Annotated in this window: 21 protein-coding genes and 1 pseudogene; 6 read left to right on the forward strand and 16 right to left on the reverse strand. The window is 61.0% G+C overall.

The genetic code is table 11. The features are described from left to right. Positions 1-3 precede the first annotated feature (3 nt). Positions 4-699, forward strand: coding sequence for a VIT1/CCC1 transporter family protein (locus tag AC1D1B_RS18695; protein ID WP_477333946.1), 696 nt, complete (start codon positions 4-6; stop codon positions 697-699). 107 nt (positions 700-806) lie between these two features. After that, a complete protein-coding gene (locus AC1D1B_RS18700) occupies positions 807-1,022 on the forward strand; it encodes a DUF1858 domain-containing protein (protein WP_477333947.1) in 216 nt (71 codons plus the stop codon). A 3-nt stretch (positions 1,023-1,025) separates the two neighbouring features. Here AC1D1B_RS18700 and AC1D1B_RS18705 read toward each other — a convergent pair whose 3' ends face one another. Beyond that, positions 1,026-1,727, reverse strand: coding sequence for a Crp/Fnr family transcriptional regulator (locus tag AC1D1B_RS18705; RefSeq protein WP_477333948.1), 702 nt, complete (start codon positions 1,725-1,727; stop codon positions 1,026-1,028). A 151-nt stretch (positions 1,728-1,878) separates the two neighbouring features. Between AC1D1B_RS18705 and AC1D1B_RS18710 the strand changes: the two genes are divergently transcribed. Together AC1D1B_RS18710 and AC1D1B_RS18715 are read left to right on the forward strand one after the other, a co-directional pair. After that, entirely contained in the window at positions 1,879-2,316 is a 438-nt protein-coding gene (locus AC1D1B_RS18710; protein ID WP_477333949.1) for a pseudoazurin, read from the forward strand. Between the two features lie 98 nt (positions 2,317-2,414). Further along, positions 2,415-3,590, forward strand: a complete 1,176-nt coding sequence (locus AC1D1B_RS18715) for an NnrS family protein (protein WP_477334809.1) — start codon at positions 2,415-2,417, stop codon at positions 3,588-3,590. Between the two features lie 54 nt (positions 3,591-3,644). Here AC1D1B_RS18715 and AC1D1B_RS18720 read toward each other — a convergent pair whose 3' ends face one another. From AC1D1B_RS18720 to ccoN, 12 genes are all read right to left on the reverse strand, one after another. Next, positions 3,645-4,514, reverse strand: a complete 870-nt coding sequence (locus AC1D1B_RS18720; RefSeq protein WP_477333950.1) for an SUMF1/EgtB/PvdO family nonheme iron enzyme — start codon at positions 4,512-4,514, stop codon at positions 3,645-3,647. A gap of 53 nt (positions 4,515-4,567) precedes the next feature. Then, positions 4,568-5,674: a copper-containing nitrite reductase gene (gene nirK / locus AC1D1B_RS18725; protein WP_477333951.1), complete on the reverse strand. Its 1,107-nt coding sequence runs from the start codon at positions 5,672-5,674 to the stop codon at positions 4,568-4,570. 40 nt (positions 5,675-5,714) lie between these two features. Further along, positions 5,715-5,933 (reverse strand): hypothetical protein, encoded by a 219-nt coding sequence (locus AC1D1B_RS18730; RefSeq protein WP_477333952.1) that lies wholly within the window; start codon positions 5,931-5,933, stop codon positions 5,715-5,717. Positions 5,934-6,234: 301 nt separating this feature from the next. Beyond that, the gene (locus tag AC1D1B_RS18735) at positions 6,235-6,936 is read right to left on the reverse strand and encodes a CBS domain-containing protein (protein WP_477333953.1); all 702 of its coding nucleotides are present in this window, start codon (positions 6,934-6,936) and stop codon (positions 6,235-6,237) included. 65 nt (positions 6,937-7,001) lie between these two features. After that, a complete protein-coding gene (gene ccoS, locus AC1D1B_RS18740) occupies positions 7,002-7,172 on the reverse strand; it encodes a cbb3-type cytochrome oxidase assembly protein CcoS (protein ID WP_477333954.1) in 171 nt (56 codons plus the stop codon). Further along, entirely contained in the window at positions 7,169-9,457 is a 2,289-nt protein-coding gene (locus AC1D1B_RS18745; protein WP_477333955.1) for a cation-translocating P-type ATPase, read from the reverse strand. Before AC1D1B_RS18745 ends, ccoS begins: the two co-directional genes overlap by 4 nt. Beyond that, positions 9,454-9,951, reverse strand: coding sequence for a FixH family protein (locus AC1D1B_RS18750; RefSeq protein ID WP_477333956.1), 498 nt, complete (start codon positions 9,949-9,951; stop codon positions 9,454-9,456). The genes AC1D1B_RS18745 and AC1D1B_RS18750 overlap by 4 nt, the downstream gene beginning before the upstream one ends. Next, on the reverse strand, positions 9,948-11,507 hold the full coding sequence (gene ccoG, locus AC1D1B_RS18755) for a cytochrome c oxidase accessory protein CcoG (RefSeq protein ID WP_477333957.1): 1,560 nt from the start codon (positions 11,505-11,507) through the stop codon (positions 9,948-9,950). The genes AC1D1B_RS18750 and ccoG overlap by 4 nt, the downstream gene beginning before the upstream one ends. Positions 11,508-11,684: 177 nt before the next feature. Beyond that, on the reverse strand, positions 11,685-12,548 hold the full coding sequence (ccoP, locus tag AC1D1B_RS18760; protein WP_477333958.1) for a cytochrome-c oxidase, cbb3-type subunit III: 864 nt from the start codon (positions 12,546-12,548) through the stop codon (positions 11,685-11,687). Positions 12,549-12,550: 2 nt separating this feature from the next. Beyond that, positions 12,551-12,700 carry a cbb3-type cytochrome c oxidase subunit 3 gene (locus tag AC1D1B_RS18765; protein ID WP_477333959.1) on the reverse strand — a complete coding sequence of 50 codons (150 nt, stop codon included), beginning with the start codon at positions 12,698-12,700 and terminating at the stop codon, positions 12,551-12,553. 12 nt (positions 12,701-12,712) lie between these two features. Continuing rightward, complete coding sequence (ccoO, locus tag AC1D1B_RS18770; protein ID WP_477333960.1) at positions 12,713-13,444, reverse strand: cytochrome-c oxidase, cbb3-type subunit II; 732 nt, start codon at positions 13,442-13,444, stop codon at positions 12,713-12,715. An 11-nt stretch (positions 13,445-13,455) separates the two neighbouring features. Further along, entirely contained in the window at positions 13,456-15,066 is a 1,611-nt protein-coding gene (gene ccoN / locus AC1D1B_RS18775; RefSeq protein WP_477333961.1) for a cytochrome-c oxidase, cbb3-type subunit I, read from the reverse strand. Positions 15,067-15,317: 251 nt separating this feature from the next. On the opposite strand from ccoN, the gene AC1D1B_RS18780 reads away from it, so the two are divergent. Next, positions 15,318-15,728, forward strand: coding sequence for a hemerythrin domain-containing protein (locus tag AC1D1B_RS18780; protein WP_477334811.1), 411 nt, complete (start codon positions 15,318-15,320; stop codon positions 15,726-15,728). A gap of 2 nt (positions 15,729-15,730) precedes the next feature. On the opposite strand, the gene AC1D1B_RS18785 is transcribed toward AC1D1B_RS18780, so the two are convergent. Then, positions 15,731-16,459, reverse strand: a complete 729-nt coding sequence (locus AC1D1B_RS18785; protein WP_477333962.1) for a Crp/Fnr family transcriptional regulator — start codon at positions 16,457-16,459, stop codon at positions 15,731-15,733. Positions 16,460-16,621: 162 nt separating this feature from the next. On the opposite strand from AC1D1B_RS18785, the gene hemN reads away from it, so the two are divergent. Continuing rightward, positions 16,622-17,971: an oxygen-independent coproporphyrinogen III oxidase gene (gene hemN, locus AC1D1B_RS18790; RefSeq protein WP_477334813.1), complete on the forward strand. Its 1,350-nt coding sequence runs from the start codon at positions 16,622-16,624 to the stop codon at positions 17,969-17,971. A gap of 95 nt (positions 17,972-18,066) precedes the next feature. On the opposite strand, the pseudogene AC1D1B_RS18795 reads toward hemN, so the two are convergent. Continuing rightward, positions 18,067-18,410: pseudogene (locus AC1D1B_RS18795) on the reverse strand (DUF779 domain-containing protein). Positions 18,411-18,471: 61 nt separating this feature from the next. Continuing rightward, positions 18,472-19,989, reverse strand: a complete 1,518-nt coding sequence (adh, locus tag AC1D1B_RS18800; protein ID WP_477333963.1) for an aldehyde dehydrogenase — start codon at positions 19,987-19,989, stop codon at positions 18,472-18,474. Positions 19,990-20,003 lie beyond the last annotated feature (14 nt).

Consider the following 20,003-nt stretch of genomic DNA (forward strand, 5'->3'; position numbering starts at 1 on the left):
GTCATGAGCCGCCTGCACAATGAAAACCATCTCGTATCGCGCGTCGGCTGGTTGCGCGCTGCCGTGCTCGGCGCCAATGACGGCATCGTCTCGACGGCCAGCCTGATCGTTGGCGTGGCTGCCGCCAATGGCGCGGCCTCCAATGTTCTGGTGGCCGGCATCGCCGGACTGGTCGCCGGTGCGATGTCGATGGCGGCCGGCGAGTATGTCTCTGTCAGTTCGCAGTCCGATACCGAACAAGCCGACCTTGCCCGCGAGAAGGGGGAACTGGCGACGCAGCCGGATTTCGAGCGACAGGAGCTTGCGGAGATCTATGTCAAACGTGGCGTGGAGCCAACGCTGGCCTTGCAGGTCGCCGACCAATTGATGGCGGAAGACGCGCTCGGCGCCCACGCTCGCGACGAACTCGGTATTTCGGAGGTGACGACGGCCAGACCGATCCAGGCCGCGCTGACCTCTGCGGCGGCCTTTTCGGTTGGCGCGTCCATGCCATTGGCGATGGTGCTTGTTTCGCCGGCCGCCTGGCTCGCCGCGACGGTGTCTGTTGCCTCCCTGCTCTTCCTGGCGGTTCTGGGCGCCATTGGCGCCAAAGCCGGCGGTGCCAATGTGTTAAGGGCAACTGTTCGCGTCACCTTCTGGGGCGCGCTGGCAATGGCCCTGACCGCCGGTATTGGTGCCGTCGTTGGGACCGCCATCTGATGGCTCCCGAGATGGTCCAGCGCCAGTTCCCATGAAGTTGCGAAAGCGCAACGAGGGCGGTCCGAACGAGATTTATGAACAGCTTCGCAAATCGCGGAGACGTCATCGTGAAACAGCGCAGTTCGATCAATCCCGATATGGTCGTCGACGAAATCATGAGGAAATGGCCGGCAACGGTGATTGTGGTGTTGAGACACAAGATGCTCTGCGTCGGCTGTCCGATCGGCACTTTTCATACGGTAACTGAGGCGTGTCGAGAACATCAGATAGATGTGGCCCGCTTCATTGCGGACCTGGAATCGGTTGTTGGAGGAGTACGGTGACGGTCAACCCTTGTCCCGGTTCTCGGCGAGAACCACCAGGCGATGCGCATCCCTGACCGTGACTTTCTGGCGGCCGCTGACGATTATTCCGACGTCTTCCCACTTGCTGAGCAGCCGGCTGACCGTGTGCAGCGTCGTGCCTGTCATCTCAGCGATGTCCTGCCTTGAAATCGGGAAGTCGATTTCAATACCGCTGTCGGTCTTTCGCCCGGTCTGGTTTGCCAATCGCAGCAATGCATGCGCAACCCGCTGCTCCACCTGCTCCGTCGACATCTCCACCACCCGCGTCTGGGTTTCCTGTAGCCTGGTGCCGACGGTCCTGTAGGTGGTTGCCCCAAACGCCGGGAATCGCCGCGCCAGCTCCGGCCAAAGGGCGTTCGGCCAAGCCAGCACCACGCAGTCCACTGCCGCGATAGCACTGGCGGGATACGTTGTCCGGCCCAGCGCGGCGGCGACACCAAAAATCTCGCCTTCGCTGATGTACCTGGCGATGACCTGCTGTCCGTCAGGCGTGGTGCGGACGACGCGTATGTGCCCTCCAATCAGCACGAAGAAGGAGTGGGCCTCGGTCTCCTGCTCGAAGATCGAGGAGTCCTTGGCATAGCGGGACGACCGAGCGCTTCGCAGGATCTCTGTCTGCTCGTCGGGCGTCAGCCCCTGGAAGAGTGGCAGCCGAGAAATAAGCGATCGGTCCAGCGCAGCCAAGCGGATCCCCCACGGCCCTACGGTTCCGCATCATCCTGCGGCGAACCTTTCTTATCCCGAGTTTGCGCCAGCGCAAATTGTCCCCAGCCGCATCAGGCTAAATGGCTTGGAACGGCGCAACGCCGCGCAGACGAAAACAAAGGACCAATCAATGAAACTCTCCATCCTCGCTGCCGCAATCTCCATCCTCGCGCTCGCCGGCGGCGCCAGTGCCGAAGAGCACGTGGTGCAAATGCTCAACAAGGGCGAAAAAGGCGCCATGGTTTTCCAGCCGGCCTTTGTCAAGGCAGCGCCCGGCGACACCGTCAAGTTCGTGCCGACCGACAAGACCCACGACGCCGAGTCGATCAAGGGCATGCTTCCGGACGGCGCCGAGCCTTTCAAGGGAAAGCCCAGCGAGGAAATCACCGTCACGCTGACAAAGGAGGGCGTCTACGGCGTCAAATGCGCGCCCCACTACGGCATGGGCATGGTTGCGCTGATTGTCGTCGGCAAGCCGGTCAATCTCGATGCCGCGAAAGCGGTCAAGCATCCTGGCAAGGCAAAGACAGTGTTCGCGGATCTGCTGACCCAGGTTCCCGCCAACTGATCATCACGCAAAGCCTGCCAAACAGGAGGAGGCAGGCAAGGGCCGGACGAACCGAGGCGGCGGTTCATCCGGCCCGTTTCATTTTGAGGATGGATGTCATGGCAATACCACGGTTGCGGCGCTATTCCGGCCCTGCCTTTCTTTCCTATGGGTTCAGGCCCTTCTTTTTCCTCGGGGCGCTGTATGCCGCGCTCTCGATTCTGCTCTGGCTGCCGATCTATGCGGGCGAACTCGAAGCCCACAGTCTGTTTGCTCCGGTCGACTGGCATATCCACGAGATGCTGTTCGGTTATCTGCCGGCGATCGTGACCGGGTTCCTTTTGACCGCGATCCCCAACTGGACCGGCCGGCTGCCCGTGCAAGGGCTGCCGCTGCTGGCGCTGGTTGTCCTCTGGCTTGCCGGTCGCGCCGCTGTCTTCCTCTCGGTGGATATCGGCTGGCAAGCGGCTGCCGTGATCGATGGCTCATTTCTGCTTGCGGTCACTGCCGCGGCGGCACGCGAAATCGTCGCGGGACGGAACTGGCGCAATCTCAAGGTGCTGCTACCGCTTGCCGTTCTGGCGGGCGCCAACGGCGCGTTCCACGTCGAGGCCCATGTTCAGGGTGCGTCGGACATCAGCCGAAGGCTCGGCATGGCCGCGGCGATCCTGCTGATCTCGCTGATCGGTGGGCGCATCATTCCGAGCTTCACACGCAACTGGCTCGTGCGCGAAAATCCTGGCAGGCTGCCGGCGCCATTCGACCGTTTTGACATCGTATCGATAGCCATCTCAGCCATCGCGCTGGGGGCATGGACGTTCGCTCCCGACAACAGCGCATCAGGAATGCTTTTGGCCGTCGCCGCAATCTGCCAGACGTGGCGTCTGTCGCGCTGGGCTGGCGAGCGCACCTTGCGGGACCCGCTGGTACTCGTCCTTCATCTTGCATATGCCTTTGTGCCGGTCGGTCTCGCCCTCGTTTGCGCGTCAATTTTCTTTCCTGCAGCCGTGCCGGCTGCTGCGGGGCTTCACGCGCTCGGAACCGGTGCGGTCGGCGCCATGACGCTTGCCGTAATGACGCGCGCGACACTCGGGCACACGGGGCGAGAGCTCAAGGCTGGAAGAGGCGCCTTGTTCATCTTCGTCGCCGTCCTGCTCGCGGGATCATTGAGAATTTTGGCCGCCTTCGTCCCCTATGGCGCGTTGATCGACGTGGCGGGTGCTGCCTGGGTGGCGGCATTTTCCGCCTTCATCCTGATCTATGGGACCGCACTGTCGACGCCGAAGGCGCGGTGATCCGGCAGAGCAGTCGACTGTCGAAACGCGAGCCGAGCAGTTGGTCCTAATTTGTCAGTCAATGCCGAGGTGGGCGAGGATACGGTTCGCCCATCCCCGATGGTCCAAGACCAGCCTGAACCCCAGATTGTCGGGAGGCAAGCCAACAGCGCAGCCACCGCTTTTTCCGTCGCTGACGAAGTTCGACATATAGGCTCTGTGAAGCCCTTCAAGGATGTGGACGCCGCAGTTGTCGACCGAACTCTCAACGCCGCTTCCGTCTTTGGTCAACGTCGTGCGGACATAGCAGGTCGAAGTCCACTCCCAGACATTGCCGGAAAGGTCGGTGAGGCCGCGGGAATTGACGCCAAACGAGCCACTGCTCCTGGGTAACGGGTCCGGTTTGCGATTGAGGTCAACCTCTGCCTGATAACTGGTAAGCCAACGCCTGGCGGGGTTGTTGGCATCGTTTTCGACACCCTCGAATTCCCCGGCGAACCGCTCGGCCGCGGCAAACGCCCATTCTTCGTCGGATGGCAGCCGCCATTGGTCGCCGGTTACTTCTGAATACCATCGGGCATAGGCAACGGCGTCGAGGTAGCTCACTCCGGTCGAGGGGGCGTCACGCGGGACCGCGCGGGTTTCTTCTGCGGACCGACAGGCGCCAGCCGACACACAATCGGCGTAGTCAGCCGCACTGACTTGATTGGCCATTATCTCGAGGGGGCCGCTGATCTGCCGCTGGATCCTGGGGTTGGTCTGCGGGCGTCCGTTCTTAAGAAACTCGCCCGGCATCGGGTATGTGATCGAACCCGGAAGCAAGCTGACTGTCATGACAACGGCAGTCGACTGTCGCTGGCTGCCGGCTGCCTGTATCGAGAGTCCAACCGGCACGGCTGCGAGCACCACAGCGATCGGCACGAGCTTCAGGATGAGAGCCGACATGTCTTTTGTCCATGCCCGGACAAGGTCGCTGCCCGGGCAAATAAGAGTGCCGTTCAGTTGGTGGCGATCGGTTTGGGCGCTTCGACCTGCGTCATCAGATCGTCATCCCATTCGCCCTCGACCTTGAAGTGAGCCGTCGCTCCGAGTTCCACGGCCTCGATCAGATTGTGATTGACATAGGCGTAGACGCCTGGCTGCAGGAAGGTGTAGAGCGCCGAGCCGGCAGAGCCACCACGGATGAACCAGGTCTCCAGATCCTTGGCCGGCGGGTTGGCGAATTTGCCCTGTTCCCAGACATAATCGCCATGGCCGCCGATCAGATGTGGCCGCGTATCGCGATTGGCCTGTGAATGGACGATCAGCACGGTTTCGCCGACCTTGGACTTCATGGCGTTGTCGCCGGTCAGCGAGCCGACCTTGCCGTTGAACACCACATGCGTCGGGATCAGCCCGCGCATGACCTTGACGATGTCGTCATAGCCATCGCCGGCGGATTCGTAGCTCTTGAAGTTGCCCTTCTCGTCGCGCGGAATGTAGAAGTCGCTCTCGCCGATGTAGAAGACCTTGTCATACTTGACCGGTTCGCCCTTGTCGTTCCTCAAGCCGTCGCGCGGCAGCACCATGATGGCGCCGTTCATGCCGGAGACGACATGCCACGGGATCATCGCGCCACCAGGGGCGCAGTGGTAGACAAACGTTCCGGTCCGTGTCGCCTTGAAGCGCAGCGTTACCTGTTCGCCGGGATTGATCAGGGTCAGGCCGCCGCCACCAAGGGCGCCGGTTGCGGCGTGAAAGTCGATGTTGTGGGCAAGCGAATTGGTGTCGGGATTGATAAGCGTCAGTTCGAGGTAGTCGTCTTGATGCACGACCATCAGCGGGCCGGGGATCGAGCCATTGTAGGTCATTGCATTGAGCTTTGTGCCGTCGGCATCGATGACGACAGACATTTCCTCGATCGTCATGGTGAATTCGACGATCTTCGGACCGCCCTTGGCGATCTGGTCATGCGGATGCACGAAAGGCGGTGCCACGAGCGTGATCTTCTCGCGGGGCAGCCCGCTAATCTCCGCCTTTGTAACCGTGGCCGACAATGCGGGCAGTGCCGCAACGGCGGCAGCGCCAAGTGCTGCGACAAAGAGGGCTTCGCGTCGCGTAATCATGTCAATCTCCTGTCTCTGGACCGTTGCGGATGAGCAGAAGCTAAATGACCCGACGCAGCGTTTCTTTGCGCTGGCGCAAATTGGTAGACGTTAATCGCAGAAACAACAGCCCTCGGAATGCGGCGATGTTATGCGCGAGATTTGAGATGCAGCAGTTTCGATTCGCAATTTTCTGCCAGCCTGCGCAATCGCGGTCGGCGTTCTGAAGATCAGCGGCCGCTTTGTATTCCATATAGGTCAGAACTCGCTCGGCGGCCAAGCCCACCACCAAGAAGGAGGGAACGGGCATAATGTAGGTTGGGGGTGACTATGATGATCCGAGCGTTCGTTGAAGTTGGACACCGTCTTGCGGCCAACATCCTTGCCGGTTGGCTTCGAGGCACATCATGCCGGGACGGGCCACCATCGCATTTCGGTCAGGACGGCGTCTTGGTTGCCGAACAGCGGGCCAAGCATCACGAGCGCTATATGCCGAAGGAAGTCGTCGTCGGCCAGGCTCGCAGGGGATGTGGGAGTAGAACCCAATAGGGCCCGGCTTTGCGTCCCCCGCTTTTTCGCAGCTACGAAACCATCATCACCGAGAACGGATCCGTACGGAGGAAAAGGCCGTCCCTGACTTGCCCGACGCCGGCAACATTCTCTGCCGCAACGATCGCTGCCTTCCGCTGACGCTCGTCGACAATCGCCCCTGTCAGTTCGACAACGCCGTCGCTGACCCTCACATCAATCAAGTCACCATCGCTCCACGATTGTCCCTTCAGCTCGGCAAGTATAGCCTTGCGGATCAGGTCGTCATCGGGTGGCGTGGTGCCCCGTTTCGACATGGTGCGGATCAGGACGCGTAGCAAATCAGTTCGCGTGATGATGCCGACGACCCTTTCCCGATCGACAATCGGCACATTATTGATGCGGTGTTGCATCATCAAGTTTACGATATCTGCAATCGAGGCGCCTGGAGGCGCCGAAATGACGTCTGTAATCATCACCTCATGGATGATCCGTCCGCTCGAGCGCGCATAGTCATCGGCGATTGTGCCCGGGCCAAGATCAAACTCCAGCCAGCGAGGACGCGCCCGCTGGGTCCCAAGTTCCTCTCGGCGCAAGAAGTCGCTTTTGCTTACAATGCCAACCATGGCACCGTCGCTGCCCGTTACCGGGAGGCAGCTTATTTTGTTTGAAAACATGAGCTCGACCGCTTCGGCAATCGTCGCGTTCGCATCCGTCGTGATGACTGGCTTCGTCATTATGGCCTCGGCTTGCATCCTCACCTCCTGATTTTTTGTCAGACGACGATGGGACATCGTGACACGCGGCGCTTTGATCTGAGTCACTTGGAACGAGGGGCATTCTCCGCGCCGTCGTCGCGTTCGATGAGAATGCGCTCCGCCGCGCCGTCGAGATCCTCGTACTGACCGCTTCTCAACGCCCACAGGAAGCCGGACAGGCCGAGTGCGCCAAGGAAAAGCGCTACCGGAATGAGATAGGCGAGCGTCGTCATGAGGATTGGGCCAACGCGCCGGCCCGCGCGGACCTGTCTTGCCGCGCGGTATCGGACGATGCACCGGTTTCCGAGCCTTGCAGGCGCAAGGCATTTCCAATCACAAGCAACGACGAGGCAGACATCGCGACCGCCGCGATAAGGGGGGTAACATGGCCCAGAATGGCGATCGGCACGGCCACAGCGTTGTAAACGATCGCAATTGCTATGTTCTGTCGGATCAGCCTTCCCGCCTTGCGCGATACGTCCAGCGCCAGTGGGACCGCCAGGAGGCTTTCGCGCAGAAAAACGAAGTCGGCTGCATTGCGGCCAATGTCGGCGGCCGTGGCGGGCGCAATGGAGACATGCGCAGCGCTCAGCGCCGGCGTGTCGTTGAGCCCGTCGCCAACCATCAGAACCTTGTGCCCGTCTCTCGCCAGACTCTCGATGCGTTCGACCTTGCCGGACGGCAGCAGGCAGGGAACGAAGTCATCGACACCCAGAACGTCCGCAACCTCGGAGCAGGCTTTCGCGGTGTCGCCCGACAGCATTTCCACGCGCAGACCAGCGTTGTGCAGTTGATCGATGGCTGTTCTGGTGTCGACGCGCAGCGCATCCTCGAAAACAAAGGATGCGACAATCATCCCGTTTTCCGTCAGGACTGTTCCGCCGTAGCCACGTTTACCTTCACCGCCGGATCGAGCCTTCCAGCCAGCCCATCCGCGTCGGCCCAGCCGCCAGATGCTTCCAGCGGCGGTGGCTTCGATCCCGAACCCTGGGTGCTCGGTCACTTTATCGAATTTGTGCTGGCTGCTGCTAGTGGCAAGGCCGGCAATGGCCTTTGAATATGGATGCCGCGAATGCGCGGCCAGGTCGGCTGCGATTTCCAGCATGGCGGGATCGATCGACGAGGCGTTGACGAGCCGCGGCTGGCCAAGCGTGAGCGTGCCGGTCTTGTCGAACACCGCCGCGTCGATTGTCGCCAGGCGTTCCATGGCCGAGCCGTCCTTGACCATGATGCCGTTCTCGAACAGGCGTCGCGCGGCGACCACCTGGACGATCGGCACGGCAAGGCCGAGCGCACAGGGGCAGGTGATGATGAGAACCGCGATGGCGATCGTCATCGCCCGGTGCCAGTCGCCGGTTGCCGCCATCCAGCCCAGAAATGTCACCAATGCGGTGAGATGAACCACGGGCGCATAAAGCGCGGACACGCGGTCAGCGATACGGCGGTAGCGGGCGCGGCCACCTTCGGCGGCCTCCATTAGTCGAACCATTTCCGCCAGGAACGAATCCTTTGCGGCGGCCGTCGCCTCGATGGTCAGCGGGCCGGTAAGATTGAGCACTCCGGCCTGCACGGCTTCGCCCGGCGCCACGATCTTGGGCGTGCTTTCGCCCGAGGCCAGCGAGCAGTCGAGATCCGACGCTCCCTGGAGGATCTTGCCGTCGACGGGAATCCTTTCGCCGGCTGCGATCAGCAGCTGCATCCCCGGTTCGATCTCGCCAACCGGCAGATAGTCGCGCGCGCCGTTGCCGCGCAGCACCATGGCGCCACGCGCGGCCAGCTGCGACAGGCCCTTCACCGCAGTGCGGGCACGTTCCCGCATCACGTGATCCAGCGTGCGGCCGATCAAAAGGAAGAACAACAGTGACACCGACGCGTCGAAATAGGCGTGGTCGCCATGGTTGATCGTCTCATAGAGACTCATTGCGTAAGCGAGCGACACCCCGACCGCTATAGGCACGTCCATGTTCATGCGGCCGTGCCGTAGGGCGTTCCAGGCCGAGCGGAAGAAGATGCCGCCGGCGAAGGCGAGCGCCGGTATGGCGATCAGTGCGGAGACCCAGTGAAAAAGGTCTCGGGTAGCACCTTCGGCGCCGGACCAGACTGAGACCGAAAGCAGCATGATGTTGCCGGCCGCGAAGCCGGCAACAGCGACGGCGCGGATCAGCTCGGCAAGCGTTTTGTCCTTCTTGTCAGTGTCGGCATCGAACAGGTGCGCCTCGTAGCCCATCCTGCCCAGCGCCGCGACGAAGGGTGGCACCTCATCCCCACGCCACCGGACCGCGACCCGCTTCGTCGAAAGGTTGACGCGTGCGCCTTCGACATTCTCCAGCTTTCCCAGCGCCGTCTCGATTGTCTGGATGCAGGCAGCGCAATAAACTGTTGGGACAGAAAGGTCGGTCTGGCGAAGATCGTCGCCTAGCGATCGGCTCGCCAACCTGATTTCCTGGCTGGATGGCAGCACCGATGCGGCGCTGCCCAGATCCAACGCCATTTCGGCACCGGGTGCACAACAGCTCATTGCAGCGCTCCATGAGAAATCATGATCCGGCGGACGTCGCGGTACGGCTTATCCAGGCCGGCATCGGCGTCGATCTCGACGATCCAGACACCGTCCTTCGGCATATGCTGCGCGGCAAATTCCTGGCCGGAGGCGAGGGCGAGCGTGACGGACTTGTCCTCTTTCTCGTAGGCGGGATGACGAAACAGCACCTTGACGCCGTGCAGAGGAACCGGCTTGCCGGCCGCGTCGGAGAGGCTGTAGCGGACTTCGCCCCATGCGATGGTCAGCTTGCCGCTCCAGCCAAGCGCTGCCTGGGCGCGGCCCTCCTCGGCCTGCTTGTTGAATTGCTGGCTTGCTACATAGGTATTCTCGACGACGAGGCCGGTCCAGCTGGTGTTGGCCAGTGTCGCCATGGTCAGGTTGACCGCGATGACCACGCCGAAAAAGGCAAGGATGATGGCCAGCATGTGCCTGCCAGTAAATTCGCGAGGTTTCTGAGCGTTGGCAGTCATCTGGCAGCCTCTGGCGCGTTGAAGGTGGCGATGTATTCGTTCGACTCGAAGCTGGCTCTGTCCTCGACACGGAATTTGAAAGTCTGCGCCGGGGCGCGGATCTTGTCCGCCGGCTGGCGAACGAAGACCTTCAGCATTTTCAGGCGGTCGGGTTCGACCGGAATGGCGAAAGAACGGCCTGCTGGGATGTCGTCGCCGACGACGACCATGTCAGCCCCCTCCAAGCCCTGCATGGTGACGACAATCGTCCTCGGCTCCGGGATCATGTTGAGCAGCTTGACGGTATAGCCGTTGCGGATGGACCTGTCGGACAGTGTGACGAACTGGGGATTGCGATCATGCAGCACGTTCAGTTCGAGCCGGTCGCGCGTCAGCAGGGAATAGAGCAGGCCAAGGCCGATCAGCGACCAAAAACCCATGTAGACGTAGGTGCGCGGCCGAAAGATCTTGCGAACGTGAAAATGCGCCACCTTGTCGGAGAAGGTGCCAGCAGCTGTTCTGACCAACGATGGATTGACAGGGCCGGAGCCGCCTGCCGTCGCTAGCATCATGTTGGCGTTGTAGTCGGACAGTGTCGCATAGGCGATCAGCCCGGGCTCCTTCCCGAGCTTGTCCATAACGCCGTCGCAGGCGTCGATGCAGAGCGCGCACGTGATGCATTCGAGCTGCTGGCCGTCGCGAATATCGATCCCCATCGGGCAGACCGCGACGCAGGCATTGCAGTCGACGCAGTCGCCGACCGGCAACCCCGCAGCAAGCACCTTCTTGGCGTGGCGCGAGCGTGGTTCACCGCGCCAGTCGTTGTAGGTGACGGTGAGCGAATTTTCATCGAGCATGGCCGCCTGGATGCGCGGCCATGGGCACATATAGGTGCAGACCTGTTCGCGCATCAGACCGCCAAACGTGTAGGTGGTCGCCGTCAGGACCGCGACGGTGATATAGGCGACGGGCGCGGCGGTGCCGGTGAAAAGCTCGCCGAGCAATGTCGGTGCATCGGCGAAATAAAAGATCCAGGCGCCGCCGGTCGCCGCACCGATTACTAGCCAGATGGTGTGCTTGGAGACGCGCAGCATCAGCTTGCGCGCGGTCCAAGGACCTGCGTCGAGCTTCATGCGAGCATTGCGGTCGCCCTCTATCGCGCGTTCGACGACGAGGAACAGATCGACCCAAACCGTCTGAGGGCATGCATAGCCGCACCAGGCACGGCCGACAGTCGAGGTGATCAGGAAAAGACCGACGCCGGCCATGACCAGAAGGCCAGCCACGTAAAAGAATTCCTGCGGCCATATCTCGATGAAGAAGAAGTAGAAGCGCCGATTGGCGACATCGAGCAGCACGGCCTGGTCGGGTGCAAACGGACCACGGTCCCAACGCAGCCATGGCGTCAGATAGTAGATGCCAAGCGTGATCGCCATCACCAGCCATTTGAAACGGCGAAAGCTGCCCGAGGCGCGTTTTGGAAAGATCTTCTTGCGCGCGGCATAAAGGGGCTGACGGGTCTTCGCGGAATTGACCGCCTCGGCTTCCAGCCGTTCTATCTGCGTCTTGTCAAGCAACGACTTTTCTCCACTCCATACGCAGACGGTGATTTGAATGCGTTGGGCAACAATGCCGCCGGGTGGACTTGCCCGCGTTGATGCAGGTCAATCTTCGGATACCGGAAGACGAGTCGAGGCCCGGACAAGCCGGGCCTCGTCGCTCAGGCGGCGAAGGGCTGGGAACAGGCCCCTATCCTATTCCCCACCGCCGAGCGAATGGATGTAGACCGCCAGTTCCTTGACCTTGGTTTCACCCAGGCGTGCTCCCCAGGCTGGCATGACGCCCTGCTTGGGTGCGCGAACCTGCTCGGCGATTGCGGTCTCGCCGGCGCCGTAGAGCCAGATCGCGTCGGTCAGGTCGGGTCCCCCGAGCTCCTTGTTGCCTTTCGCGTTGTCGCCGTGACAGGCGACGCAGTTTTCGGCGAAGACCTTGGCGCCCGGCTGGATCAGACTTGCATCGTGGAGCTCGCCGGACAGGCTGGCTACGTAGGCGCTGACCTGCGCAATCTGGTCGGCGGTGATGATGTCGCCGAAGGCCGGCATCTCGGACAGGCGCGTGTCTGGATCGGACGCGAAGCGAATGCCGTGCGTAATCGTCTGCTGGATCTGTTCGGCCGTGCCGCCCCATAGCCAGTCGTCGTCATTGAGATTGGGAAAGCCGGCTGACCCCTGAGCGCCAGAGCCGTGGCACTGGGTGCAGTTGACCTTGAATGCGGCACCTCCGGCAGCGACGGCAAATTCACGCAAGGCATCATCCGCGGCGATCTCCGAGACGCTTTTGGACTCGACCGCCGCGACATATTTGCCCTTTGCCGTTTCGGCCGCCGCCAGCTCGTTCTTGACCTCGTTGCGGCTCGAATAGCCGAGCACACCCGTTGTCGCCGAGTGCAACAGCGGCCACGCCGGATAGGCAATCGTGTAGCCGATCGCCCAGACTATGGTGACGTAGAAGGTTATGACCCACCAGCGCGGAAGTGGGTTGTTCAGTTCCCGGATGCCGTCCCACTCGTGCCCCGTCGTAGGGACGCCAGAGATTTCATCGATGTGCTCGTCGCTCATGATCACTCGTCCTCAAGGGGAATCCGGGCAGCTTCGTCAGCCAGCTTGCGGCTACCGGGGCGCAGGGCGAAAACTATTGCCCCAACAAAGAAAAGCGCCATGGCGAGCAGACCCCAGCTGTCGGCAAACTCCCGCATCAAATTGTAATCCATGGATAAAACTCCTCACCGGTAGCCGGCGGCCTCGTCATAGTTCTTGAAGTCGACCAGCGTGCCCAGCATCTGTAGGTAGGCGACCAAGGCGTCCATTTCCGTGACCTGCTGCGGATTGCCGTCGAAGTCACCGATCTTGGCTTTGGGATAGCGTTTCTCGAGGCCGGAGGTGTCGGCATTCGGGTCGGCCTGCGCTTTCAGATCGGCATTGGCGTTGGCAATCATGTCATCCGAGTAGGGGACACCAACGCGCGCATTCGCAACCAGATGCGTCGAGAAGTCCTTCACATCGATCTCCGCATCCTTCAGGAAGGCATAGCTCGGCATGACCGATTCCGGCACTACCGAGCGCGGGTCGGCAAGGTGATCGACGTGCCAAGAATTCGAGTAGCGGTCGCCCACCCGGGCGAGATCCGGCCCGGTGCGCTTCGATCCCCACTGGAAGGGATGGTCGTACATCGACTCTGCAGCCAGGCTGTAGTGACCATAACGCTCGACCTCGTCGCGGAACGGCCTGATCATCTGGCTGTGGCAGAGGTAGCAGCCTTCGCGCACATAGATGTTGCGCCCGACAAGTTCGAGCGGCGAGTAGGGGCGCATGCCTTCCACCTTCTCGATCGTGTTGTCGAGATAGAAGAGCGGTGCGATCTCGACGATGCCGCCGACCGTCACCACAAGAAGGGAGCCAACGAGAAGAAGCGTGGCGTTCTTCTCGATGATTGCGTGTCTATCCATCAAGCCCATTGTCTGGCTCCTTATTCGGCAGGCTGAAGGGCGGGAACGGAGCCCGGCATTGCTTGCTCCTCGCGCTGGTGGCCGAGGATCGTCATGGTGATGTTCCAGGCCATTATCAGGGCGCCCGAGAGGTACATGGCGCCGCCCATGGCGCGCATGACATAGTAGGGGTGCATGGCGGCGACCGTTTCGGCGAAGGAGTAGACTAGGAAGCCCTGCTCGTCGTATTCGCGCCACATCAGGCCCTGCATGATGCCGGACACCCACATGACCGCGGCGTAAACGACGATACCCAGCGTCGCCAGCCAGAAGTGCCAGGTTACCAGCCGCAGCGAGTAGAGCCGGTCGCGGTTCCACAGCTTCGGCACCATGTAGTATATCGCGCCGAACGAGATCATGCCGACCCAGCCGAGTGCGCCAGAGTGCACGTGGCCTATGGTCCAGTCGGTATAATGCGACAGGGAGTTGACCGCCTTGATCGACATCATCGGCCCTTCGAAGGTCGACATGCCGTAGAAGGCGATGGCCATCACCATCATGCGAATGATGGGATCGGTGCGCAGCTTGTCCCAGGCGCCTGACAGCGTCATCAGACCGTTGATCATGCCACCCCACGACGGCATCCACAGCATGATCGAGAACACCATGCCCAGCGTCTGCGCCCAGTCGGGCAGGGCGGTGTAGTGCAGGTGATGCGGCCCGGCCCAGATGTAGAGAAAGATGATCGCCCAGAAGTGAATGATCGACAGCCGGTAGGAATAGACCGGGCGGTTCGCCTGCTTGGGGACGAAATAGTACATCATGCCGAGGAAGCCGGCGGTGAGGAAAAAGCCGACGGCGTTATGGCCGTACCACCATTGCGTCAGGGCGTCCTGGACGCCGGAAAAGGCGGAGTAGCTCTTGGAGCCGAGGAACGAGGCTGGCATCGACAGGTTGTTGACCACGTGCAGCATCGCGATGGTCACGATGAAAGACAAATAGAACCAGTTGGCGACGTAGATGTGCGGTTCCTTGCGCTTCAGGATGGTGCCAAGGAACAGGATGAGGTAGGCGACCCAGACGATGGTCAGCCAGATGTCGACATACCATTCGGGTTCGGCGTATTCGCGGCTTTCCGTGATGCCGAGCAAGTAACCGGTGGCCGCCATCACGATGAAGAGCTGATAACCCCAGAAGACGAACCAGGCGAGATCGCCACCGAAGAGACGGGCGCGGCAGGTGCGTTGCACAACGTACAAGGACGTGCAGAGCAACGCATTGCCACCGAAGGCGAAGACGACGCCCGATGTGTGCAGCGGCCGCAAGCGGCCGAAATTGAACCAGGGCTGGATGTTGAGATCGGGGTAGGCAAGCTGCAGTGCGATGACGACGCCGACCAGCATGCCGACCACACCCCAGAACATAGTGGCGATGGCGCCGTAGCGGATCGGACCGTCCATATAGGCGGATGGATCGATTGGAGCGGTGGCTTCGAAGCTCGTGTTGCGGATGAGGATGCCGACAAAGCCTAGCAACACAAAGAACAGCACCCACATATGCTGCCGGAACGGCTCGTCCACGCCGAAGCCGGCGGCGACCAGAGCCGCGAATGTAAAAAGGCTCAACGCGAAGATTGGTGTGCCGAACTTCATGACATATCCCCGACTCGGATTCCGATACGCGGACGTCAATCCGCATGGACACCAATTCCGCAGTCGCTCCGTTGCCGCCTTGATCCATGTCAAAGTCATTTCCTTTTGGATTGGGCAGCCTTGGTCCCGCAAGGATCGGGAGATTGCCGTTGAACTCGCAGACAGGACGAGGATCGTTGCCGTTTCAAACGGCCAGTAACAGCGCAATGACGGCGGTTCGACCCGGCACGCAGGCGACGTCATCCGCGGTGATGAGACGCGCGCATCTGGAAAAGCTGCAACTCTGTGACGCCCTGGAAAAAATTGCAGACACGCTGCCCAGGGTCGATCTTTTGACATGCCTGACTTTGGCGAACGCAATCGTTCCGCTTCTGCGCAACAGCCACGAATACGAAGAAACGGTTATTTTCCCCGCCTACGAGAGCGCGCTGGCCAATAGCGACGCCAATCGTGATTCAGCCCGGCGATTGCGCGCTGAGCATGTCGAGGACGAATGCTTTGCCGGGGAGGTGACCGAGATTCTGCTGGCCATCGGCCATGGCAAGACCATCGACAATGCCGAAGCGGTCGGTTTCATGCTGCGCGGCTTCTTCGAAAGCTTGCGCCGGCATATCGCCTTCGAGCGCGAGCATGTCCTGCCGATGATCGGGATCGTCGATTAACTCTAAGCGCCAGAGCGGCGCTGCAGCCGATCCAAGCTATCGACAACAACATGCCGATTGTTTTCGATGCGGATCACGTTGTCTGATCGCAGCCGGGTCAGCTGACGGCTGACAGTCTCGATCGTCAGACCGAGGAAATCGGCGATGTCGGCGCGGGTGAGAGGTAGATCGAAACTTGTCGCCTGGGCGGCGGGGTCCAGCGCGGGATCGATGTTTCTGGCGATCATCAACAGAAAGCTCGCCACCTTTTCCGAAGCACTCTTGCGGCCCAGCGTCACCATCCAGTCGCGGGCATCATCGAGTTCGTTCAGCGTCTGCTTGAAGAGGCGATGCTCCAGTCCCGGCGATTCCTTCATCATCCGTTCGATGGCGGCCTTGGGAAACGAGCACAGGGAGACTGCGGTCGCGGCTTCGGCGTTGATCGCGCTTTCCACCTTGAAGGGTCTGCCCAGAAAATCGGGAGCAAATTGAAGCCCGACAATCTGCTGGCGTCCGTCCGAAAGGCTTTTCGTGAGCTTGACCACTCCGGAAAGCACATTCGAGTAGCTCCCGACCGTCTCGGCGTCGCCAATCAATTCCACGCCCGGTTCAACCGTATGTTTTGACGAGGTCTTGGCGAGGCCCACCAGTTGTTCAGGGTCGAGCGCGCCGCAAACGCCATGGTGGCGCGCTTCGCATGATTGGCAAAGCACGGGAATGCCGGCGCTGTGTACATCCTGACGCACTGTCATCGTGGTCTTCCGCGGACGCAAAGTCCTGTCACGATATAGCATCGAGCCAAGAAAAAGCGCTTGCGGCAGTTTGTCCGAAGCCGACGGGCTTTGACCGAAATCAAGGCGGCTGTTGCCCCTAGGGAGCAATGTTGCGCGACACAGCCCGGAGTTGATTGCGAGATGCGGCCAGATTTAGTTGCCAGACTTGGTGAGAACGTGCCGCGTTATACGAGCTATCCGACGGCGCCGCATTTTCATTCCGGCGTCGATGCTGCCGTTTGTCGTGGCTGGCTGCAGGCGCTTGGCGAGGACGACGAGATCTCGCTGTATTTGCATATCCCTTACTGTGACAAGCTTTGCTGGTTCTGCGCCTGCCATACGAAGCAGACACGCCACTACGAACCGGTGACCAAGTACCTGCGCTCACTGCATACCGAGATCGCGACCGTCGCCGATCTTGTCGCAGGCAAGGGCCGTGTGCGTGCCGTCCATTTCGGCGGCGGTTCGCCAACCATCCTCAAACCGCAGGATATCGTCGCACTGGCGGAAGTCTTACGCAGCAGCTTCACATTTCTTCCCGGCGCTAGGATCAGCGTCGAAATCGAACCAAATGATATGGACGAAGCCCGCCTCGACGCGCTTGCCGAAATCGGCATGACGAGGGCGAGCCTCGGCGTCCAGGATTTTAATCCCAAGGTCCAGAAGGCCATCAATCGCGAGCAGACTTTCTTGCAGACCAAAGCGGTCGTTGACGGCGTTCGTGCGCGCGGTGTCGGATCCGTCAATCTCGATCTGCTTTACGGCCTGCCGCACCAGACCAGGGAGAGCGTTTCCTCTACGGTCGCGCAAGCGTTGACCCTGGAGCCCGACCGGATCGCGCTTTTTGGCTACGCGCATGTGCCGTGGTTCAAGAAGCATCAGACAATGATCGACGAGGCCTGGCTGCCGGATCCGGCAGAACGGTTTGCCCAAGCGCAACTTGCCTCTTGCCTGATGCTCAATGCGGGATACCAAGCCATCGGCCTCGACCATTTCGCCAAGCCGGGCGATGCTCTGGCGCTTGCCGCGCGCTCAGGGACTTTGCATCGCAACTTCCAGGGCTACACGGAGGATCGCTGCGAAACCTTGATCGGCCTCGGTCCGTCGTCAATCAGCCAGTTTCGCCAAGGCTACGTCCAGAACATGCCTTCGACCACCGAATATGGCCGCATGGTCGACAGCGGCGGGCTGGCGACCGTCAGAGGCATCGCGCTCTCCGTGGAGGATCGCGTTCGCGGCTGGATCATCGAACGGCTGATGTGTGATTTCGCCTTCTCCGCGATCGACCTGATTGAGCGTTTCGGCGAAGCCGGCCAAAAGCTTCTCAGCAAGGCAAGCTCGACTGCCCTTCTTGACCCTGCACGCATGCTTGAATTGAACGGTGACCACTTCGTCGTGCCAGTGGAAAGCCGCCCTTTTGTCAGAAGCGTCGCCGCAAAGTTCGACAAATATTTCGAAACCGGCAAGGCGAGACATTCCGTAGCCGTCTGAGCGTCGGCTTGGTCGGAAACCGAGTGCGATGAGACCGAACTTTGGGCTAGGGCCGTCAAGCCTATGACGACCGTGTCCATGAGCTGAGGGATGGCCTACATCCCGATCTGAACGGCGCAAATCGTGGACCGCGTCAGGAATCGCTTCTCCCGCCCGTTGTCCAGCGAGAACATGCCGCCGCGACCTGCCACCACGTCGATAATGAGATCGGTGTGTTTCCAGGCCTCGAATTGCGAGGCTCCGATGTAGAAGGGAGCCTCACCGACGTGGCCAAGCAGCACATCCTGGTCACCAATGATGAAGCCCGCCACCGGATAGCACATCGGCGAAGAGCCGTCGCAGCAGCCGCCGGACTGATGGAACAGCACCGGGCCATGATCGGTACAATCTCCGCGATCAGTTCAAGGGCTGCCGGCGTCGCTGTGACTTTTGCAAGCATGGTTTATCTGGTTTCCAGTCATGCGCGCGGCCCCATGGAGCCGCGCGCATGAGCGCAGTGATCAGAAGAAACCAAGTTTCTTCGGGCTGTAGCTGACCAGCATGTTCTTGGTCTGCTGGTAATGGTCGAGCATCATCTTGTGGGTCTCGCGGCCGATGCCGGACTGCTTGTAGCCGCCGAAGGCCGCATGCGCGGGATAGGCATGATAGCAATTGGTCCAGACGCGGCCAGCCTGGATTGCCCGGCCGAAGCGGTAGGCGCGGTTGGCATCGCGTGTCCAGACGCCGGCGCCGAGACCGTAGAGCGTATCGTTAGCAATGCTGAGGGCTTCGTCGTCGTCCTTGAAGGTCGTGACCGATACCACCGGCCCAAAAATCTCCTCCTGGAAGATGCGCATCTTGTTGTGACCCTTGAACACCGTGGGCTGGACGTAGTAGCCGCCGGCCAGATCGCCAGGCAGAAGATTGCGCGCCCCACCGGTCAGCAACTCGGCTCCTTCCTGGCGGCCGATGTCGATGTAGGACAGGATCTTTTCCATCTGCTCGGACGAGGCCTGGGCACCGATCATCGTCGCCGGATCGAGCGGGTCGCCCTGCACGATGGCCTCGACGCGCTTGAGGGCGCGTTCCATGAACCTGTCGTAGATTGATTCATGGATGAGCGCGCGGCTCGGGCAGGTACAGACCTCGCCTTGGTTCAGCGCGAACATGACAAAACCTTCGATCGCCTTGTCGAAGAAATCGTCGTCTTCGGCGACGACATCCTTGAAGAAGATGTTGGGCGATTTGCCACCGAGCTCGAGTGTCACCGGGATCAGGTTCTGGCTGGCATACTGCATGATCAGCCGGCCCGTCGTGGTCTCGCCGGTAAAGGCGATCTTGGCAATGCGCGGCGATGACGCCAGCGGCTTGCCAGCCTCGAGGCCGAAGCCGTTGACGATGTTGAGCACGCCCGGCGGCAGCAGACCGCCGATAAGATCGGCCCACAGCAAGATGGCAGCCGGGGTCTGTTCGGCAGGCTTCAGTACGACGCAGTTGCCGGCCGCCAGCGCGGGAGCAAGTTTCCAGCATGCCATCAGCAACGGGAAGTTCCACGGGATGATCTGGCCGACCACGCCGAGCGGCTCATGGAAATGATAGGCGACGGTGTCGTCGTCGATCTGGGAGAGGCTACCTTCCTGGCCGCGCACCGCCCCGGCGAAATAGCGGAAATGATCGATGGCCAGAGGCAGGTCGGCCGCGGTCGTTTCGCGGATCGGCTTGCCGTTGTCCCAGGTTTCGGCACAGGCGAGGAGATCGAGGTTCTCCTCCATGCGGTCGGCGATGCGGTTGAGGATAAGCGACCGCTCGGCCACGCTGGTGCGTCCCCAGGCATCCTTGGCGGCGTGCGCCGCATCGAGAGCAGCCTCGATGTCCTGTGCATCCGAGCGTGCGACCTCGCATAGCAGTTGACCGTTGACCGGTGAGTGGTTCTCGAAGTAGCGGCCGGACCGCGGCTCGGCCCATTTGCCGCCGATGAAATTGCCATAGCGCTTGTCGAAGGGCGCCTTGACCGAGCGTGAGAATTCAACCTTGTTCATGTGTTCCTCCCAAA

It is taken from the genome of Mesorhizobium sp. P2_C5_2, from assembly GCF_056404535.1.

Excerpts from the sequence above, each read along its gene's own strand:
- ccoP (WP_477333958.1), bottom strand. The coding sequence starts at position 12,548 with ATGAGCGACGAGCACATCGATGAAATCTCTGGCGTCCCTACGACGGGG.
- nirK (WP_477333951.1), bottom strand. The coding sequence starts at position 5,674 with ATGATTACGCGACGCGAAGCCCTCTTTGTCGCAGCACTTGGCGCTGCC.
- ccoS (WP_477333954.1), bottom strand. The coding sequence starts at position 7,172 with ATGACGACGCTCGCCTATCTCATTCCGGTAGCGCTTTTCCTTGGCGCA.
- AC1D1B_RS18695 (WP_477333946.1), top strand. The coding sequence starts at position 4 with ATGAGCCGCCTGCACAATGAAAACCATCTCGTATCGCGCGTCGGCTGG.
- AC1D1B_RS18735 (WP_477333953.1), bottom strand. The coding sequence starts at position 6,936 with ATGCAAGCCGAGGCCATAATGACGAAGCCAGTCATCACGACGGATGCG.
- ccoN (WP_477333961.1), bottom strand. The coding sequence starts at position 15,066 with ATGAAGTTCGGCACACCAATCTTCGCGTTGAGCCTTTTTACATTCGCG.
- AC1D1B_RS18785 (WP_477333962.1), bottom strand. The coding sequence starts at position 16,459 with ATGACAGTGCGTCAGGATGTACACAGCGCCGGCATTCCCGTGCTTTGC.
- AC1D1B_RS18750 (WP_477333956.1), bottom strand. The coding sequence starts at position 9,951 with ATGACTGCCAACGCTCAGAAACCTCGCGAATTTACTGGCAGGCACATG.
- AC1D1B_RS18720 (WP_477333950.1), bottom strand. The coding sequence starts at position 4,514 with ATGTCGGCTCTCATCCTGAAGCTCGTGCCGATCGCTGTGGTGCTCGCA.
- AC1D1B_RS18715 (WP_477334809.1), top strand. The coding sequence starts at position 2,415 with ATGGCAATACCACGGTTGCGGCGCTATTCCGGCCCTGCCTTTCTTTCC.
- adh (WP_477333963.1), bottom strand. The coding sequence starts at position 19,989 with ATGAACAAGGTTGAATTCTCACGCTCGGTCAAGGCGCCCTTCGACAAG.
- AC1D1B_RS18780 (WP_477334811.1), top strand. The coding sequence starts at position 15,318 with ATGAGACGCGCGCATCTGGAAAAGCTGCAACTCTGTGACGCCCTGGAA.
- ccoO (WP_477333960.1), bottom strand. The coding sequence starts at position 13,444 with ATGGGCTTGATGGATAGACACGCAATCATCGAGAAGAACGCCACGCTT.
- AC1D1B_RS18710 (WP_477333949.1), top strand. The coding sequence starts at position 1,879 with ATGAAACTCTCCATCCTCGCTGCCGCAATCTCCATCCTCGCGCTCGCC.
- AC1D1B_RS18765 (WP_477333959.1), bottom strand. The coding sequence starts at position 12,700 with ATGGATTACAATTTGATGCGGGAGTTTGCCGACAGCTGGGGTCTGCTC.
- AC1D1B_RS18745 (WP_477333955.1), bottom strand. The coding sequence starts at position 9,457 with ATGAGCTGTTGTGCACCCGGTGCCGAAATGGCGTTGGATCTGGGCAGC.
- hemN (WP_477334813.1), top strand. The coding sequence starts at position 16,622 with ATGCGGCCAGATTTAGTTGCCAGACTTGGTGAGAACGTGCCGCGTTAT.